The organism is Acinetobacter sp. 70_2, assembly GCF_056736115.1.
Genome location: NZ_JBWZIP010000015.1, coordinates 1,827,866 through 1,846,749, shown reverse-complemented (window position 1 = coordinate 1,846,749; position 18,884 = coordinate 1,827,866). Strand labels below are relative to the sequence as shown.

Genomic DNA, 18,884 nt, shown 5'->3' with positions numbered 1-18,884 from the left:
TTTAAAATTAAGGTTCGCCGTTATTTCCCCATTTCAAGAAACCCGCACGTTGATTTAAATGTTCAAAATATTGATCGACATGTTTAAGCGTTGGATGGTCAAAAGGAGTAGCCTTCCAACGTTGTACAGACAGACCAATTGGAATATCAGCTAGAGTAAACTCAGTACCTGCAACATAGGCTTGAGTTTTTGCAAGTTGTTGATCGAGAATCTGCATATGATGATTCCAGTTCTCAATACCTTGTTGTAATAAGTTTGGATCTTGATGATCTGGAGAATGTCTAAGTAGAGACATAATCGTATAAGTCCAGCTGTTATTTAGCTCGATCGCTTGCCAATCAATCCACTGGTCAACAAAGAATCTTTCTTTTGCTTGAGTCGGGTAAAGTTTATGCTCTTTATCGTAAGCATTGGCGAGATAACGGATAATACTGTTGGACTGCCAAAGGACTAAATCGCCATCTAAAACAACAGGAATTTGACCATTTGGGTTTAATTGCAAATATTCAGCTGATTGAGCAGAACGAAAGCCTCGACCCCAATCTTCTCTTTCATATTCAAGATTTAATTCTTCACACAGCCATAAGACTTTGCGAACGTTAATTGAGTTATCGCGTCCTAAAATTTTTAACATATTGTTTTCTGACTTTTCGTGAATTTCAGTAAATTGAATGTAATACAGATTCTTTGGTTTTTTAAGATTTAATAATAAAAAAGATACCAGAACAAATACTAGCTATAAGAGCATAATTTTTTTGATATTTATTATTCTTTTGTGGTGAAAATATACAGACAGTTTTGTATAGTAAGTGTTAAAATAATGTATTGAAAATGAAAATATAAATTCTGAATGTTTCTTAATTTTACAATTGATGATCAATACAAGATCATAGGGGAAGGCGTAATCCAAGTAGGTTGGTTTCTGGTAGATGATAAGTCTGCATTACTTTATGAACCACCTTATCGAATGCGTTCAAAATCTGAAACCAAGCATGCGAAGTCAGCGAGTCGTTGTCCTGCAGTATTACAACTTGAAAGTCGCTACTTCGTGGTGAATTGTCCTTTTGATTTTCATTTAAGATTCACCCGAGATGCAAACGGAAAACCGACTTTAGTTAATGTATTAGGCGACCAGTCACCTGTTCGAGCCAATAAATTACGTGAGTTGCTAACGTTGGTAAATGAAAATGAATGGCGTACACCCCAAGTGCCGATTCTTCAACTTAAATTACCTTACTGTTTTATAGCTGATGAAGTTGTGTATTTAACGCAACTCGATGCGTTTGGACATTACCGTAAAAATCCCTTACCTGGAACTATTTTTGGTGGACGTTTCCCAATTCATATTTGGCCCAGACCATTAATGTGGGCGTTTGAATGGCACGACACATCAAAGGATTTAATATTAAAACGTGGTGACCCTTTATTTTACTGCCAGTTTGATGGTTTTGATCCATCACGAACGGTTAAGTTAATTCAAGCAGAAAAAACTCCTGAGCTTATGCATTATATTGAACAAATATCTGGTGTTGTAAATTATATGAATCAGACATTTAGTTTGTTTAATGAAGTAGAGAGAATAAGGCCAAATAAATTACTCGAGAGTGGAAAATTATAAGTAAAATCAATTTTTTTATAATATTTTGTTGATGTATTAAATCCCAACTAAAGTTGGGGATATTTTTTAATAAATAGATTTTATGCTAATTAATAGAGCTTTTAATTATAAGATGAATTTTAATTTTCTTTTAATATCTATTTTAAGTTTTAGTATTTAATTAGCAAAAATCAGAAACCTTATTAAAAATCTTAAATCGAATTAATGATTAAACAGGGGAAATCATATGAGTACAATCCAAAATTTAACAACTAAGCAAATTAAAGAGTATCAAGACCTAATACTAGCACAAGGTATTAATGCTGTTCCTGGTGTTTATAATGTACTAAATAATATCGGCTTTGGTTATGCTGGTTGGGCATTTGGTGTATCAACCGGGAATACTATAACAGGTACAGGAGCATTGGATTTTATGCAGGAGACAGCTCATCGCTTGGGGACAACGATTAGCGCTGAAACCGTTGAAAAAATTCGAGTTGGGATGCTTAATGGTTATTTAAATGCTTTACTGGAAAAGGCAATTAATAATGGAGGTTTTGTTAATGAAGAAATAGATTTTCCAAAAATACGAGAATTTCATATGCAGGTTTTTAATGCTAATGGTTTAAACATTAATTATTGGACATTAGAAACACCCATGAAAATTATTATGGAAAACTTTGGTATTGATGTTGTTAACCAAAAGTGGAAGGAAATAACAGAAACTGAAGGCAAAGCTCCAGCTGGATTATTGAGTAGTTCGGTACTAGTAGATTGGGTTACAGAGGCTAGCCATGGAACAATTAATTTAGATAAAAACGATAATTTAATTACTCGTTCTGAGTTATTGATTCATCCAGAATCGCGATTAAAAATTGAGCAAACTAAAGATGTATCAGATTATTCGAATGATGCAGAAGAATGGCTGGCTAGACTATCCTTAGGGGGTTTTGGTTCTGTAGGGCATTATTTTTTAAATAATTTTTTTGGTGAGGATAACTATTGGGCTGTTGGTGATCAAGATAAGATTGATCAAAACGATATATTATCAGTTGAGTCTGGTACAGATGTCTCCTATGTCTATGGCTTGGGGGGAAATGATAGAATATATGGTTTAGAGACAAATTCTAATTTCATTGGATTATACCATTCATCTTATAGTACAAAAGATCGTTTCTATGGTGGGACAGGAAATGATGAACTTTATGGTGGTAGTAATCGAGATCAACTTTATGGTGGACTTGATAATGATCATTTATACGGTGGAAAGGATAATGATCACTTAGAGGGCGGAGAAGGAGATGATATTTTAGATGGCGGAGAAGGAGATGATATTTTAGTTGATGAGAAAGGTGATGATACTTATATTTTTGATGGAAAATATGGATACGATACCATCTATGATTTAGATGGTAATGGTCAAATAAAAATAGATGGTGTGGCTATATCTGTTGGTGAAAAAATTAATAATAAACTTTGGAAAAGTGCTGATGGACAATACACGATAGCGTTAGTCGATGATTTCGATGGTGTAACGACAACACAAAAAATAGTAATTAGTAAAGAAAATGATAATAAAAGTATTACTGTAAAATACTTTAATAATGGTGAGTTAGGCCTCAATTTTGGTGATTTAGAGAATAATAGTACTCCACCATCTGATACCTCGATTTATGCCTTTGGAACAGACGGTAATAATATTATTTTTGGTGAACGTTATGTGGCAAGTTTTGCAGGAAATGACTTTATTCATTCTACTAATGAAAATGCTGTCATTATTGCCGGTGATGGTAATGACTTAATTTCTACAGGCCAAGGGGATGATGTTATTTATGCTGGAGTAACTACATCAGAACAAGATAATAATATTATATTTTCTGGAATTGGTAGAGATCAGGTTTATGGAGGTGCTGGTAATGATATTATTATGACCTCAAATAGATTGGATGCAGTAAAAGAACCCTTATTAAATCAAATTGGAAATGCAAATAGTGGGGCCACAGAGTTAAATAAAGAATATAATATTTTAAACTTTAATTTTGAACTGGATTTAGATAAGAATAATAAATTTTCATATTATATATATAATAATTTAGGGAAATCTACAGAGCAGATTCTTCCTTTTTTCGATATTTATTATACAGGCCAATATGGTAAATACTATCTTTATAACTTTATAGAAGCTTTAAATTATGGTCATGGTTACGCAGGAAGTGATATTGCTTATGGCGGTCTAGGAAATGACATTATTTTGGGTTCATCTGATAAAGACTTTCTATATGGTGGAGAAGGAGATGATGCTATTTATGGATTGGATGGCAGTGATTATCTATATGGTGGTGATAATAACGATACCCTATATAGTGGGGATGGAAGTGATGAACTAATAGGTGGTAGTGGAAATGATGAGCTTGTTGGTGGGCTTGAGCGAGATACCCTATATGGTGGTGAAGGCGACGATATTATCGAAGCCGATTTAAAAGATTTGGAAGGTAAGTTTGCTCCACCAATTGAATCTGAAAATTATAATCGTTTCGGTGATGATTTAGTTTATGGCGGTGCAGGAAACGATAAGATCTTAGGAAACTTAGGTAATGATGAAATTTATGGGGATGATGGCGATGATGAAATTTTGGGAGATCACCTGACATTAGAAGGGAAATATCATGGCGATGATAGATTATTTGGAGGTAATGGTGATGACAAAATATGGGGGAATGGTGGAAAAGATATAATTGAGGGTGGAAGCGGAAACGATCATATTTCAGGAGATTATGTTTCATTAGATGGTGTATACCATAGCGAAGATACTTTATATGGTGGAGATGGTAACGATACGATTTTGGGGCAAGGTAACGCAGATTTCATTTTTGGAGGCGATGGTGATGATTTAATTACAGGAGATGATTCGGATTTAGATGGACAATATCATGGAAATGATGAGATTCATGGGGATGATGGTAATGATGAGATTAATGGAGATGGTGGAGATGATGAAATCTATGGGGATAAGGGAAATGATAGGGTTTCTGGGGATAATTCAGCTCTAGATTCTCAATATCATGGTAATGATAAAATCTACGGTGGTTTAGGAGATGATCTGTTATGGGGGGATGGAGGTTCTGACATTATTTATGGGGGAGTTGGTAGCGACTATATAGAAGGAGATAATACTCAGTTAGATGGACAATATCACGGTGATGATACGCTTTATGGAGATGCTGGTAATGATAATATCCATGGTGATGGTGGTTCGGATATTTTATATGGAGGTGATGGAGATGATCACCTTGTAGGTGATGTAACTGATGATCGTACTTCCGATGGTAATGATCAACTTTATGGTGGAAGTGGAAAAGATATTTTATTGGGTTTTGATGGTAATGATATTTTAGATGGAGGAGCGGGAGATGATATTATTTATGGTGGAAAAGGCAATGATACTTTTATAAGTAATGAAGGGAATGATCAATTAGCTGGGGGCGAGGGAAATGATACATACCATATTCAAGTAAGAGATTCGGAAATTAATATTTTAGATAGTTCTGGAGAAAACCACTTTTATTTAGAAGGAAATTTTAATCTTTCAAATATAAATATCTATCATTATAATAATGCAGTTAGTCTTATTAGTCCAACAATAAGTCAAGATCCTGATGCTGTTTTACCCCAGTTTAAATTAACTTTTTTTGATGATAGTGAAACTCAACCAACAATTGATGGGGGAATTGTCACAGATGAATATGGAAACAACGTTACGGGTGGTTATAATCAATATCTTCATTTTAATCGTAATGAATATAATATAAATACAAATTTAAATAATACAATTCAGAATGATTATGTTATTCATCTTGATACCTATTTAAAAGAACGTGAAGGATTAAGTTATAAAATTTTGAATACCTCTTGGCATGGAATCCAAGGGTTATATCTAATTTTCACTAATAGTTATATTAAAGATGATAATTTAATTTATGAAAATTCCGATTTAAGTGACATTGTTGATATTCAACAGATTAGAAATAATGTTGTTTCGTATGGGCAATATCAGGCCAATGAATATCACTTGTTAGGAGGAAATGATCAAACAACAGGCTCTGAGAGTGAAGATATTGTTTATGGTGGAATTGGCGATGACACTATCAAAGGTCTTGGTGGTTCAGATCAGCTCTTTGGCGATGAAGGGGATGATAGGTTAGAGGGGAATACTGGCAATGACTTTATTAGTGGGGGCACTGGTAATGATCAACTCTTTGGTGGTGAAGGTGATGATCAGTTAGAAGGTGGTGAAGGTGATGATCAGTTAGAAGGTGGTGATGGAAATGACATTATTGAAGGTGGTGATGGAAATGACATCATTAAAGGTGGAAATGGTAATGATATCATTAAAGGGGGCATTGGCAATGATCAACTTTTCGGTGGTGTTGGTGAAGATCATTTAGAAGGTGGGGAGGATGATGACTATTTAGAAGCTGGCGACGGAAATGACATTATCGAGGGCGGCACTGGCAATGATCAACTTTTTGGAGATATTGGTAGAGACGTGCTTTACGGTGGAGATGGTGATGATAAATTATACGGTGGAGATGATAATGATATTTTAAGTGGAGGAAAAGGTAATAATATTTTAGAAGGAGGAAATGGGGAAGATATTTATTTGTTTGATATATTTAGTCAACAGAATACTATCTATGATGGGGATGATAGTATATTAAAGTTTAATGGAATAACTTCAAAAGATGTAATAATTGAAGTGGTGAAAGATGATTTAAATATTCATTATAATGAAAGTTCATTAGTTACAATTTCTAATTTTATATTGAAAGGGAATATCAAGGAAATTCAGTTTGATGACTTGACTCTAACAAAAGATAAGTTGAATGAGTCAATAACAATAACAAAACTAGGAGATGGTGGTGATAATTACTTGGGTGGCTCTGCTGAGTTTAATAATATCATGTATGGTGGTGATGGTAATGATAATTTATCTGGTGGAAAATTATTAAATTATCTTTATGGTGGAAGTGGTAATGATTCATTCCAAGTAAATTATTCATACTCTCAATCAGAATTTAATTTATTTGGTGGGTTGGGTTATGATTCATACAATTTAAATTTAGGTACAAAAACTTGGATTGAGGATGAAGACTATCTTGGGGTTGTAAATGTTGATTCACAAATCTATTTTACATTAGTAGGTAATGTTTTTATTCGCTCACCAAATAGCAGTTCTGCTGAATTAATATCTCAAAATAATGGACATACAGAATATAAATACACATTGAATAATAGGCCGTTACTTCAAGCAACTTATGATTATCATTCTAAAACATTTACTCTCATGAAGGATGATTTGTTTGTTTTTGGGTTAAAAAATATAAACGCAGCTAGTGATTTAAGTTTATATAAAAATATGAATATTAGAATCGATGGTGAGGATGTTTATCATACTAATGCTACTTATAGTCATTATCTAGCTACTGAATTTAAACTAACAGATTTTATTTCATCTATTGGCGATGTGAAATCTATTTATGATGATAGCGATAATGTAATTGATGGTTTTGGAAATTTAAATAATTTAATTTATGCAGGAAATGGCAAAAATATTATTTTAACTCAAAGTGGGAATGATACCATTTATTCAGGAAGTGGAGCAGACACTATAGATGTTGGTAGTGGAAATAATAAAGTTGAAAGTGGTGATGGTGATGACCAAATAACTATAGGTCAAGGGAAGAATTATATAATAGCAGGCGCTGGAAATGATATTATTCTAGGTGGAAAAGGTGAAGTATATGGGGGTGAAGGCAATGATTATATATCTATAGAAAGTGGTGATGTTTATGGCGGTAATGGTGATGATACTCTTGTTGCTGGAAAATTAGGTAATTATTTAGATGGTGGGGATGGAGCAGATCATCTGATAGGAGGGTCAGGTGATGATATCTTTATTGTGGATGAACAAGATACTTATGAAGAAAATGATCAAAATGGTGGTTACGATACAATTTATATTGCTAAAAATTTTGATCTTGCATTAAATAATTTTGAGGCTGTTACATTATTAGGTAACCAGAATATTAATGCCTATGGAGATGAATTTGATAATAAATTAATTGGCAATAATGGCAATAACTATATTGACGGTCGTGCAGGTAGTGACTATATGCAAGGAGGTATAGGTAATGACTATTATGTTGTTGATACAACCGAAACCATTGAAACTGATGATAATGGTGTTACTTACATTATAGATGGAGACCAGATTGTTGAAGATATTGATGGTGGTATAGATACTCTTGAACGTTGGGAAGATGCACGCTTTATTAGTCAAGATGAAAATGGAAATCCAGTTTTAACAGATAGTTATAAAATATTAGAAAATAACATCGAAAATCTTATTTTAAAAGGTAATGCTAAAACAGGATTTGGTAATGATCTTGATAATATCATTGTTGGAAATGAGCAAGATAATTATATTGATGGTTTAGCCGGAAATGATACTTATATTTTTAGCCGAGGTGGTGGTACGGATACCTACAGCTTTGAAGATAATGTTGATGCTGTAAATATATTAAAAATTCAAGGTTATTCAGCTAATGATGTATCTGCTCAAAAATATGGCGATAGCGTATATCTTAGTTTTAAAGGTACAAATGATCATATTTGGCTTTCTAATTATTATATTGCAGATACCGAAAATACCACCTATAAGATGGATCAGATTAATTTTGATTCTGGAGTGATTTGGGGTGTTGATGATATTAACACATTAGTTAATAGAGCCTTAACAAACCATGCACCAACTGTTAATGCAGCTATACCATTAATTACAAGTAATCAGGGAACTGAATTTAGCTATAAATTTGCTAATAATATTATTGTTGATCAGGATAGCTGGGATTCTTTGAGTTATAAAATTACTTTAACGACTAAAGATAGTAGTGGACAATACCAATCTATTCCATCATGGTTAAGTTTTGATACTGCAACACAAACTTTATCTGGTACTCCTCCTACTAATGTGACTGGCAACTTATCGTTCTTTTATTGGGGAACAGATATGTATGGTTATAGTACCGCCACCTCATTTAATTTAAAAGTTAGTCTACCGAACCAAGCTCCAACATTGTTAAATGCAATTGCAGATCAAAGCGTGACGGATGCTAAAGCATTTAGCTATACCGTTCCTGCAACAACATTCAAAGACCCTGATGGTGATACATTAACGTATTCGGCTACCTTAGAAGATGGCTCTCCATTACCATCTTGGCTTAGTTTCAACCCAACTACAAGAGTGTTGAGTGGCACTTCACCTGATAACACAATGCCGCTAAATATTAAAATTACAGTCAAAGATATTGCTAACCAATCAGTTTCTGATGTGTTTAAGCTAACATTTGTTGTTCAAAATCAAACAATAAATGGAACAAGCAATGCTGATACGTTATATGGAGCTTCAGGAAATGACACCCTAACAGGACAAGCAGGTAATGATATTCTCTATGGGCAGGCAGGTAATGATACTTTAAATGGTGGTACTGGTAACGACACAATGTACGGTGGAAAAGGTGATGACACTTATATTGTGGATAGTACTGCTGATGTTATTAGTGAAAGTGTGAATGAAGGAACTGATACTGTCCAAAGTAGTGTTACTTACACATTAGTAAATAATGTGGAAAATTTAACCTTAACAGGCACTACAGCAATTAATGGTACAGGTAATGCACTCAATAATGTGATTGTTGGTAATAGTGCAATTAATACTTTAACTGGTGGCGCAGGTGATGATTATCTGGATGGAGGAGTTGGTGCAGATAAATTATTAGGTGGAACAGGTAATGACTCTTACGTTATTGACAATACAGGTGACATTGTCACGGAAAATACCGGTGAAGGGATAGATACTGTTCTTAGTTCAATTACTTATACTCTCGGTAATAATCTTGAAAATCTAACATTGACTGGATCAACAGCAATTAATGGTACAGGTAATGCGCTCAATAATGTACTTGTTGGTAATAGTGCAATTAATACTTTAACTGGTGGTGCAGGTGATGATTATCTGGATGGAGGAGCAGGAGCTGATAAGTTACTTGGTGGTTTAGGTAATGATACTTATGTAATTGATAACTCTGGCGATACTGTTACAGAAAATGCTAGTGAAGGTATAGATACGGTTCTGAGCTCTATTACTTATATATTAGGCAGTAATTTAGAAAATTTAACTTTAAGTGGTTCAACAGCCATTAATGCAACAGGTAATACATTAAATAATACTCTTACAGGTAATAGTGGAATAAATGCTTTAAATGGTGGAGCTGGTAATGACATTCTGGATGGACAAGGTGGAAATGATCAACTTACCGGTGGAACTGGGGCTGATACCGCACTATATCAATTATTAGTTCAATCTGATGCTCTGGGTGGAAATGGTACAGATGTCTGGTCTGATTTCACTATTGGTAATACCTCATCAAATACAAATGCAGATAAAATTGATATTGGTGATCTGTTAATTGGTTATTCTGGTACTTATAGCTTTACTAGTTTGGAACCATTTATAAAAACTGTTGTGAGTGGTTCAAATACACAGTTATATATTGATAGGGATGGTGCAGGAACGACGTATAGTAGTTCATTGTTGTTAACATTGAATAATACAAACGTTAATTTAAATGATCTAATCAATAACCAGCAAGTTATTATTTAAAAATTAGGGCGATGAGACCAAAATTATTTTTGGTCTTTATCTTAAGTTATTAATTTATTTAAAAGATTAAAAAAGGCATTAAATACTAATATTTAATGCCTTTATTTTTTTGTCTTTAGTAGTTAAATTTTACTTAATCTTTTTAAAGATAAAGTCATTAATCTTATGACCTGACTCAATACCACGGCGCTCAAACTTAGTCACAGGGCGCCATTCTGGTCGAGGGTAACTGTTGCCTTTACCAGCTAAATTTTCAAGATCTGGACGATTGTCTAGTACATCAAGCATCCATTCTGCATATGGTTCCCAGTCTGTTGCTGCGTGGAATGTACCACCAAGCTCAAGTTTCTGTTCAACCAGTTGCATACGCTCATGAATAACAAAACGGCGTTTGAAATGACGTTTCTTTTGCCAAGGGTCTGGGAAGTAAAGTTGTACACAGTTGATACTGTTGTCAGGCATTTCACGTAAAACTTGAATCGCGTCTGCATCGAGTACACGTAAGTTTTTAAGTTCCGCTATACCTGCTTCATATAAACATTGAGCAATACCAGGTACGTGTACTTCAATACCTACATAGTTGCGTTCAGGGTTGGCTTTTGCCATAAGCACTAATGAACGACCCATACCAAAACCGATTTCAACAGTTAAAGGACGTTCTGGATGTTCGAAGTGCTGACGTAAGTCACCAACGGGGTATTCCAAAATTAAATCGCGATGTTGTTCTAATGCCGTGCGTTGAGACGTATTAAGTGGTGCTGAACGACGCATAAACGTCACAATTTCACGGTGTTCAGGCAAATTGTCTAAGTCTGCAATTTGCGTTTCTAACTGATCGATCGACATAACCTTGGCAATATTGAAATTCAAATGCGGTATTTTAAGTCTTCAGGTGGTCAAGTCAAATATTTCGGTGTTTTTCTTCATGTAGATGTCATGATCAATATTTAATCTAAGAAGCTAATTAAAACTCACATGAACAATTTTACTCATGAAAACTTTTCAGTTAAGAACACTTTCGGTTTTTTTAAGTGCATTTGGTGCATTTTCATATAGCTCAGTTGCTCAAGCACAGCTTATGTTTAGCCAGTATGTTGATGGCAGCAGTAATAAAAAAGGGTTAGAGATTTATAACCCAGATGGAACTACTGTTAACTTAGCAGACTATGAAATTCAACAGTTTAATAATGGTGGTACTGCAAAAACGGTGACTTTCCGTTTACAGGGTACACTTGCGAGTAAGCAGAAGTTTTTAGTGGGCCGCTCAGAGCTGCAAACTGAACTTGGCAATAAAGTAAATCAAGTAGCTGCCTTGTCTTTTAATGGTGATGATGCAGTTGTACTCGTTTATAAAGGCACACCTGTCGATCGTTTTGGACGTATTGGTGAGCGACCTGAGGCAGGTTGGGGAACGGCTGTTTCAAGTTTGGGAAATAGTTTTAAACGTATTGAAACTGAAAATCCAGCTTTAAGTATTGACCCAACCGCAGCATTTGATTTGGACCACTCATGGACAGCATGGGCAAACCGAAATGATTTTTCAAATCTATCGGGTTCTACTACTCAGCCGCCGGTGCAAACGGTGAGTTGTTCGAGCTCAGATACACCCATTGCCGATTTAGCAACGTCAACACAAAACCAGACTTATACAGTGCGTGGCGTGATTACTGCTGACTACCGTTATGCCAATGGTTTCTCAGGCTTTTATATTCAAACACCTGACACCAAAGCACGTGCGAATGTAAGTAATGCCATTTTTGTTTATATTCCAAATAGCAGCACGGTAAAAGGTGGCCAAGTTGGTGATGAGGTTATTTTAAGAGGTCGTTTAACAAGCTATCAAAACCAGCTACAAATTGATCAATTACAGCAGGATATTCAAAGCTGTAATAGCAATATGGCAAATCAGGTTCAGCCGATTAGCCTTGAACTCCCGTTTGCTAGTTTAACGGGCGGCTCAATTAATTCACCGCAGCGTTATCAAGGTATGTTGGTTAAACTACCTCAGACTTTAACGGTGAGTGAGAACTATAATTATGGTCGCTATGGTGAACTCTCATTAAGCTTAGGTCGCTTATACATTCCAACCAATTTATATCCTGCCTTGTCGCCAGAAGCGAAAGCTTTAGCTCAGAAAAATTTATTATCAAAAATCATTTTTGATGATGGGTATAACAACCAAAACCGTACTCCGTGGTTACCGACAACTTTTAGTGCTGCCAATACATTACGTTCAGGTTATCAGCTTAAAAATGTTGAAGGGATTTTAGAGTATCGTTTTAATGGCTGGCGCGTACAGCCAGTACTTGGACGTACGCAACCAGAAGTAGTTACTCAAACCAATCCACGTCAGGGTGTCATCACAAAAAATGCCAATCATATTCGTGTAGCTTCATTTAACGTTTTGAACTATGACAATGGTGCAACAGGCTTCCCAACAGAACGTGGTGCAAACACACAAGCAGAGTTTGATAAACAGCACCGTAAAATTGTGAGTGCATTAAAAGCGATTGATGCTGACGTATACGGTTTGATGGAAATTGCAAACAATGGTTATGGTCCAAACAGCGCAATTGCTCATTTAACAAGTGCATTAGGTCCAGACTGGAAATATGTTGTTCCTGAAAATTTAGACCGTTTAGGTGGTGATGTTATTGCTGTTGCGATTGTTTATAACAGTAAGCGTGTGAAGCCTTTAAATAAAGCTGTTGTGCTTGATTTGGGCGATAAAAATCGAACGACCTTAGCACAAACTTTCCAAGCTGTTCGTGGCAATAAAACGTTTACCGTTATTCCAAACCATTTGAAGTCAAAAGGCTGTACTGGAGTTGATGTTAACTCTACGGATGCGGACCAAAAAGATGGTCAAGGTTGTTGGAACCCAACCCGTGTAAAAGCAGTTGATCAAATCGTGCAGTGGCTCGCGAAAAATCCGACACAAGTTCCTAAGCAAAATGCTTTGCTGGTAGGGGATATGAATAGCTATGCAAAAGAAGAACCTATTTTAGCCTTTGAAAAAGCCAATTATAAAGTCTTACTCAATGACGCTAAGGTTGGGCAAGGCGCTCAGGCATATAGCTATGTGTATGGTGTTGCGAGTGATGCCAACGGTAATGGCGGCGCGGGTAACTTAGATCATGCAATTGCCGATGCAGATTTATATCCAAAAGTAGTTCGTACGTTTGCTTGGCATATCAATGCAGATGAGCCAACGGTTCTAGATTACAACGAAGAATATAAAACTGATGAGCAAAAGGCTCTGTTTTATGGTGAAGATGCCTATCGTTCTTCGGACCACGACCCTGTCATTGTCGATCTAGATTTAAATGGTAAAGATTCAAGTCATCCTGATAATGGCAACAAAAATCCTATTTTGGATTTCTTAAACCAATTAGTGGAATGGTTTAGCCAACTTTTTAAACGTAATTAACGGTAAAAAATGCGTGATGGGAATGTGTTTTATCATATTTTAAACAATCGTCACGCAAGACAACTTGCAAGGTCCAACTTTTTCAAGAATATTAGATAGTGTAAGTAATTTATAAATTTACGCTTTTTTACAATTAAGGAATTGTACAAACCTTGCAGGTTTTTTAGAAGCAATTTAAAACGTTAATGTAAGATAAGAAGGATCAGATATGAAATTATATTATTCGCCAGGCGCATGTTCTTTAGCTGCACATATTATTTTAAATGAAATTAATGTTGATTTTGATTTAGAACGAGTAAATTTAAAAACACATAAAACAGAAAAAGGTGCAGATTATTACGAAATTAACCCGAAGGGCTATGTACCAGCTTTAGAAATTAACCCAGGTTTGATTTTGACTGAAAACGTGGCGATTTTACCGTTCCTTGCTCAGCATGATCCTAAACAAGATTTGATTCCTCCTTCAGGCTTAGGCCGTGCGAAAGTGTTGGAATGGTTGGGTTATTTGAACTCTGAACTACATGATGCTTATGCGGTATTTTTTGGGGCGCCGTTAACAAATGATGAAAAGACCAAAGCTTATGCTGAAATCGACCGTCTTTTAAAATATATCGATAATTATTTGGCTGAGTCGGATTATGACTATTTAGTAAATGATAATTTTGGTCCAGCTGATGCATATTTATTTGTTTTAACAAATTGGTCAAATTCAATTGAGCATGATTTAACGCCGTATAAACATATTATTGCATTACGTAATAAAGTTGCTGAGCGCCAATCTGTACAAATTGCGATGCGTGATGAAGGTTTAATTTCATAAACGATTTTAAACCTATTAAAAAAGGCCCTAATTAATAGGGCCTTTTTTATGTTGAATATAACTTAGTGTTGAGCTTTTTCTTTTACATCAGCAGCTGCATGTTCAACAGCTTGAGCTGTGTCAGCAGTTGCTTTACGCGCAGTCGCTTCAGTTTGTGCAGCAGCATTTGCAGTTTTATCGGCAGCGTGGTCAGCAGCAGCATCAATTTTAGCTGTAGCATTGTCTGTAGCAGTTGCAATATCGCTCGCAGCTTTGTCACCCGCAGATTTAATATCAGCGGTTGCTTGTTTAGCAGCATTTTCTAAATGTTCACCTGTAGTCGCGCCAGTTTCTGGAGCTTTATCTTTATTACAACCAACAAGGGCAACAGTCGCAGCAAGACCTAAAGCAACAAGTAATTTATTCATTGTGTTTTTCCTTCTAATTCATGGCATCCAAAATTATGGATGTCTAAAATATAAACATAAAGTAACTGATTAATAAAGATCAAAAATTGTTAAAAAGTTGTAACTTCAATATTAAAAAAGCCTAGCATTTTGCAATGCTAGGCTTTCGTTCAAGAAGAAGGAGCTAACCAGTTTTACTGCCCAGAACGAATGATGTAATCAAACGCAGAGAGTGATGCTTTAGCACCTTCACCAGTAGCAATAATGATTTGCTTGTAAGGCACAGTGGTACAGTCACCCGCAGCAAATACACCTTGAACATTGGTTTCGTTGCGGTCATTGACAATGATCTCTCCACGGTTGGTTAACTCAACTTCACTGTCTTTTAAGAAGTCAGTGTTTGGTAGTAAACCAATCTGTACAAAGATCCCTGCAAGCTCTACCACATGCTCTTCATCAGTGGCACGGTCTTTATATTTAAGACCAGTCACTTGTGAGCCATCACCTAACACTTCTGTGCTTAACGCATTCATAATTACAGTGGTGTTTGGCAAGCTATGTAATTTGTTTTGCAAAACTTGGTCAGCACGAAGTTTTGTATCGAACTCAACCAAAGTCACATGCTCAACAATCCCTGCAAGGTCAATTGCAGCTTCAACACCTGAGTTACCGCCACCAATCACGGCAACACGTTTGCCTTTGAACAATGGACCATCACAGTGTGGGCAGTACGCGACACCACGGGTACGGTATTCTTGCTCACCCGGTACATTCATTTCTCTCCAACGTGCACCTGTTGAAAGGATCACAGTTTTCGATTCAAGTTTTGCACCGTTTTCAAGTTCAACTTCAACCAAGCCATTTGCTGTTTGGTTTGCACCTGTGATTTTGCTAACACGTTGCAAGTTCATGATATCAACATCATATTCACGAACGTGTGCTTCCATTTCGGCAGCAAACTTAGGACCTTGGGTCTTTTGCACAGATGTGAAGTTTTCAATGTCCATGGTGTCCATCACCTGACCACCGAAGCGTTCAGCTACGATACCTGTGTTAATGCCTTTACGTGCTGCATAGATTGCAGCTGTTGCACCTGCAGGTCCACCACCAATCACCAATACATCAAAAGCATCTTTGGCATTGAGTGCTGCTGCATCTTTTTCAGCAGAGTTAGTGTCGAGTTTCGCCACAATCTCTTCAAGCGTCATACGACCTTGACCAATGTGTTCATTGTCTTGGAACACCATTGGTACAGCCATAATTTTGCGTTGTTCCACTTCGTCTTGGAAGAAAGAACCATCAATCATGGTTGCTGTGGTGTTCGGGTTATAAATCGCGATCAGGTTAAGCGCCTGTACCACATCCGGACAGTTATGACAGCTTAAAGAGACGAACACATCAAAGTTGGCTTTGAGGTTTAGGCCTTTAATCTGGTTGAGCACTTCATCAGAAACTTTTGGTGCATAGCCAGACACTTGTAACAGTGCCAAGATCAAAGATGTAAACTCATGACCCATAGGTAAGCCAGCAAAGAACACACGAGGTTGTTCACCTGCCTTAGCCACACCAAAGCTTGGACGACGTGTATTGTTACCATCAAAACGGGCAGTCACCTTGTCAGAAAGCTCAGCGATTTCTGTCACTAGTTCTTTAATTTGAGCCGCTTTATCTGATTCATCTAAAGCAGCAACTAATTCGATTGGACTTTCTAAACGTTCTAAGTAAGCTTTTAATTGAGTTTTAATGTTTTGATCTAACATCTGTTTTTACTCCAATGCATCCAAATTCTTTCAATAGATGCATAGTACGTTAAAACAATAAATAGGTAAAACAGTATGTTTTTATATATTTGATCGCTTTTTTGAATTGTTAAATCTATTCATAAATAAGATCAATAATTTATCTCTAAATGCTCTTTATTACTCTTTTTTATCTTTTAAAGTGAAAGTATTTAAAAATTTATATATGTTATATGGCTGTAAAGATTTTATGTCATAACATTAAAAGGTACTTTCATGTCATTGCAACGCGGCATTTATCAGCATTATAAAGGTAATCTCTATCAAGTTTTTTCTGTGGCAAAACACAGTGAGACTGAAGAAGAGTTAGTCGTTTATCAGTGTCTTTATGGTGATTATTCAACTTGGGTACGTCCGCTAGATATGTTTACTGAAACGGTGCAAATGGCTGACGGAAGTATCGTGCCGCGTTTCAAGTTAATTCAAAGCACTTAACTCAAACGACCTTCATATAAAATAACGATTTAAAAGGGTGAATATATGCCAAATACTTTTTTCTTACAAAGAGTTGCCGATTTATATGACACCTTTAAACAGCATGATTCACAGCAATCTGATCGTTTACAACGATACCGTAATATAGAAGTAGAATCTGCAAAATTAATTTCGCAATTTATTCGCATGCAACAAGCCAAGGCTATATTAGAAATTGGTACTTCGACAGGGTATTCAACTTTATGGCTAGCTGAAGCCGCTCAGGCCACTGGTGGGCAGGTGACTACGCTTGAAATTGATGCAAAGCGAAGTGCTGAGGCGAAACGCCATGTTGCTGAATTAGAACTCAGTGAAATTGTTCAATTTTGGGTTGGAGATGCAGCCGATTATTTAAAAGAAGCAAACGAAGTTTATGATTTTATTTTGTTAGATGCTGAACGTGACGTATATGAAAGTTATTGGCCAGATTTAAAACGTTTAATTAAGCCTAAAGGTGGAGTTTTAGTGGTTGATAATGTGATTTCTCATGCAGCAGAAGTAAATTCTTTTTTATCTTTAATTAAAAAGGATGCAGATTTCATGAGCAGTATTGTGCCTGTGGGCGCAGGTTTATGTTTAGTAGTCACAAAATAATTTTACTGAAATCGTTTTATATTCCAGTTGGGCCTGTTTTGAACAGGCCTTTTTTATATTTGTTATGAGGCAATCACCAAAGAGAGTCGTGTAAAGTGCAAATTAAATTCTAAATATTTATGTACAAAAGCGGCTTTATCCGTTGAACGTAATAAATTGTCATAAACAAATTCCGGAACAGGATGATATAGTTCTCCCGAACCATCGCTATAAAATATTTTTAAATGACGCGATGTCGCATTGTATTTCCATGAAGTGACGACCGCTGTATTTACCATAAATGTACCCCTTTATTTCACATCAAACTTACTCAAAAATTAACCAGTTGTTTATTTGACATTACTCAATGTTGAGGTCGCGGGGAAGGGCATAATTGTAAAAGTATCAGTAGAAAATGTTATGTGCTTATTCAAAACAAAAGAACCACCCGATAAAGGGTGGTTCTTTGAGTTTTTAAAATCTAAGAGAGATTAGATTTTACCAACTAGGTCGATAGATGGAGCAAGAGTTGCTTCGCCTTCTTTCCATTTAGCTGGGCAAACTTCACCTGGGTGAGCGTGTACGTATTGAGCAGCTTTTACTTTACGAAGAAGTTCAGATGCGTCACGGCCGATACCACCAGCGTTAAGTTCAACGATTTGGATTTTACCTTCTGGATCGATAACGAAAGTACCACGGTCAGCTAAACCTTCAGATTCAATAAGAACGTCGAAGTTTTTAGAAAGAGTCCAAGTTGGGTCACCAACTAATGGGTATTGGATTTTTTTGATTTCTTCAGAAGTGTCGTGCCAAGCTTTGTGAGTGAAGTGTGTATCAGTAGATACAGCGTAAATTTCAACACCAAGTTTTTGGAATTCAGCGTAGTTGTCAGCTAAGTCACCAAGTTCAGTTGGACAAACGAAAGTGAAATCAGCTGGATAGAAGAATACAACAGACCATTTACCTTTAAGGTTAGTTTCGTTAACTTCAACAAATTGGCCGTTGTGGTAAGCAGTTGCTTGGAAAGGTTTAACTTCAGTATTAATCAAGCTCATCATTGTCTCCATGATTGAGGTTTATATT

General features: G+C 36.0%; 12 protein-coding genes. 6 read left to right on the top strand and 6 right to left on the bottom strand.

The features are described 5' to 3' along the window. Positions 1-7: 7 nt before the first annotated feature. Positions 8-634, bottom strand: a complete 627-nt coding sequence (locus AC1PJ9_RS17780) for a glutathione S-transferase family protein (protein WP_311071860.1) — start codon at positions 632-634, stop codon at positions 8-10. A 216-nt stretch (positions 635-850) separates the two neighbouring features. Between AC1PJ9_RS17780 and AC1PJ9_RS17775 the strand changes: the two genes are divergently transcribed. Continuing rightward, on the top strand, positions 851-1,618 hold the full coding sequence (locus AC1PJ9_RS17775) for a hypothetical protein (RefSeq protein ID WP_311071858.1): 768 nt from the start codon (positions 851-853) through the stop codon (positions 1,616-1,618). Positions 1,619-1,844: 226 nt separating this feature from the next. Beyond that, on the top strand, positions 1,845-10,319 hold the full coding sequence (locus AC1PJ9_RS17770) for a putative Ig domain-containing protein (protein WP_311087969.1): 8,475 nt from the start codon (positions 1,845-1,847) through the stop codon (positions 10,317-10,319). A 129-nt stretch (positions 10,320-10,448) separates the two neighbouring features. Here the strand turns inward: AC1PJ9_RS17770 and trmB are convergent, their stop codons facing one another. Beyond that, on the bottom strand, positions 10,449-11,165 hold the full coding sequence (gene trmB / locus AC1PJ9_RS17765) for a tRNA (guanosine(46)-N7)-methyltransferase TrmB (protein ID WP_019457446.1): 717 nt from the start codon (positions 11,163-11,165) through the stop codon (positions 10,449-10,451). Positions 11,166-11,310: 145 nt separating this feature from the next. Here trmB and AC1PJ9_RS17760 point away from each other — a divergent pair, with 145 nt between their 5' ends. Together AC1PJ9_RS17760 and AC1PJ9_RS17755 are read left to right on the top strand one after the other, a co-directional pair. Continuing rightward, a complete protein-coding gene (locus AC1PJ9_RS17760; RefSeq protein ID WP_311087968.1) occupies positions 11,311-13,749 on the top strand; it encodes an ExeM/NucH family extracellular endonuclease in 2,439 nt (812 codons plus the stop codon). A 208-nt stretch (positions 13,750-13,957) separates the two neighbouring features. Further along, positions 13,958-14,569, top strand: a complete 612-nt coding sequence (locus tag AC1PJ9_RS17755) for a glutathione binding-like protein (protein WP_000781338.1) — start codon at positions 13,958-13,960, stop codon at positions 14,567-14,569. Between the two features lie 62 nt (positions 14,570-14,631). Here AC1PJ9_RS17755 and AC1PJ9_RS17750 read toward each other — a convergent pair whose 3' ends face one another. Next, positions 14,632-14,976, bottom strand: coding sequence for a hypothetical protein (locus AC1PJ9_RS17750; RefSeq protein WP_191108487.1), 345 nt, complete (start codon positions 14,974-14,976; stop codon positions 14,632-14,634). A gap of 173 nt (positions 14,977-15,149) precedes the next feature. Continuing rightward, positions 15,150-16,715, bottom strand: a complete 1,566-nt coding sequence (ahpF, locus tag AC1PJ9_RS17745) for an alkyl hydroperoxide reductase subunit F (protein ID WP_005069727.1) — start codon at positions 16,713-16,715, stop codon at positions 15,150-15,152. Between the two features lie 255 nt (positions 16,716-16,970). On the opposite strand from ahpF, the gene AC1PJ9_RS17740 reads away from it, so the two are divergent. Together AC1PJ9_RS17740 and AC1PJ9_RS17735 are read left to right on the top strand one after the other, a co-directional pair. Beyond that, positions 16,971-17,189, top strand: coding sequence for a DUF1653 domain-containing protein (locus AC1PJ9_RS17740; protein ID WP_004702746.1), 219 nt, complete (start codon positions 16,971-16,973; stop codon positions 17,187-17,189). 45 nt (positions 17,190-17,234) lie between these two features. Beyond that, a complete protein-coding gene (locus AC1PJ9_RS17735; RefSeq protein ID WP_311071850.1) occupies positions 17,235-17,822 on the top strand; it encodes an O-methyltransferase in 588 nt (195 codons plus the stop codon). Between the two features lie 62 nt (positions 17,823-17,884). On the opposite strand, the gene AC1PJ9_RS17730 is transcribed toward AC1PJ9_RS17735, so the two are convergent. Beyond that, the gene (locus AC1PJ9_RS17730) at positions 17,885-18,100 is read right to left on the bottom strand and encodes a KTSC domain-containing protein (protein WP_311071848.1); all 216 of its coding nucleotides are present in this window, start codon (positions 18,098-18,100) and stop codon (positions 17,885-17,887) included. Positions 18,101-18,292: 192 nt separating this feature from the next. Then, the gene (gene ahpC, locus AC1PJ9_RS17725; RefSeq protein ID WP_003652649.1) at positions 18,293-18,856 is read right to left on the bottom strand and encodes an alkyl hydroperoxide reductase subunit C; all 564 of its coding nucleotides are present in this window, start codon (positions 18,854-18,856) and stop codon (positions 18,293-18,295) included. Between the last annotated feature and the right edge of the window lie 28 nt (positions 18,857-18,884).

Coding starts and splice junctions, on each gene's coding strand:
- ahpF (WP_005069727.1), bottom strand. CDS start 16,715: ATGTTAGATCAAAACATTAAAACTCAATTAAAAGCTTACTTAGAACGT.
- trmB (WP_019457446.1), bottom strand. CDS start 11,165: ATGTCGATCGATCAGTTAGAAACGCAAATTGCAGACTTAGACAATTTG.
- AC1PJ9_RS17740 (WP_004702746.1), top strand. CDS start 16,971: ATGTCATTGCAACGCGGCATTTATCAGCATTATAAAGGTAATCTCTAT.
- AC1PJ9_RS17755 (WP_000781338.1), top strand. CDS start 13,958: ATGAAATTATATTATTCGCCAGGCGCATGTTCTTTAGCTGCACATATT.
- AC1PJ9_RS17730 (WP_311071848.1), bottom strand. CDS start 18,100: ATGGTAAATACAGCGGTCGTCACTTCATGGAAATACAATGCGACATCG.
- AC1PJ9_RS17770 (WP_311087969.1), top strand. CDS start 1,845: ATGAGTACAATCCAAAATTTAACAACTAAGCAAATTAAAGAGTATCAA.
- AC1PJ9_RS17735 (WP_311071850.1), top strand. CDS start 17,235: ATGCCAAATACTTTTTTCTTACAAAGAGTTGCCGATTTATATGACACC.
- AC1PJ9_RS17750 (WP_191108487.1), bottom strand. CDS start 14,976: ATGAATAAATTACTTGTTGCTTTAGGTCTTGCTGCGACTGTTGCCCTT.
- AC1PJ9_RS17760 (WP_311087968.1), top strand. CDS start 11,311: ATGAAAACTTTTCAGTTAAGAACACTTTCGGTTTTTTTAAGTGCATTT.
- AC1PJ9_RS17780 (WP_311071860.1), bottom strand. CDS start 634: ATGTTAAAAATTTTAGGACGCGATAACTCAATTAACGTTCGCAAAGTC.
- ahpC (WP_003652649.1), bottom strand. CDS start 18,856: ATGAGCTTGATTAATACTGAAGTTAAACCTTTCCAAGCAACTGCTTAC.
- AC1PJ9_RS17775 (WP_311071858.1), top strand. CDS start 851: ATGTTTCTTAATTTTACAATTGATGATCAATACAAGATCATAGGGGAA.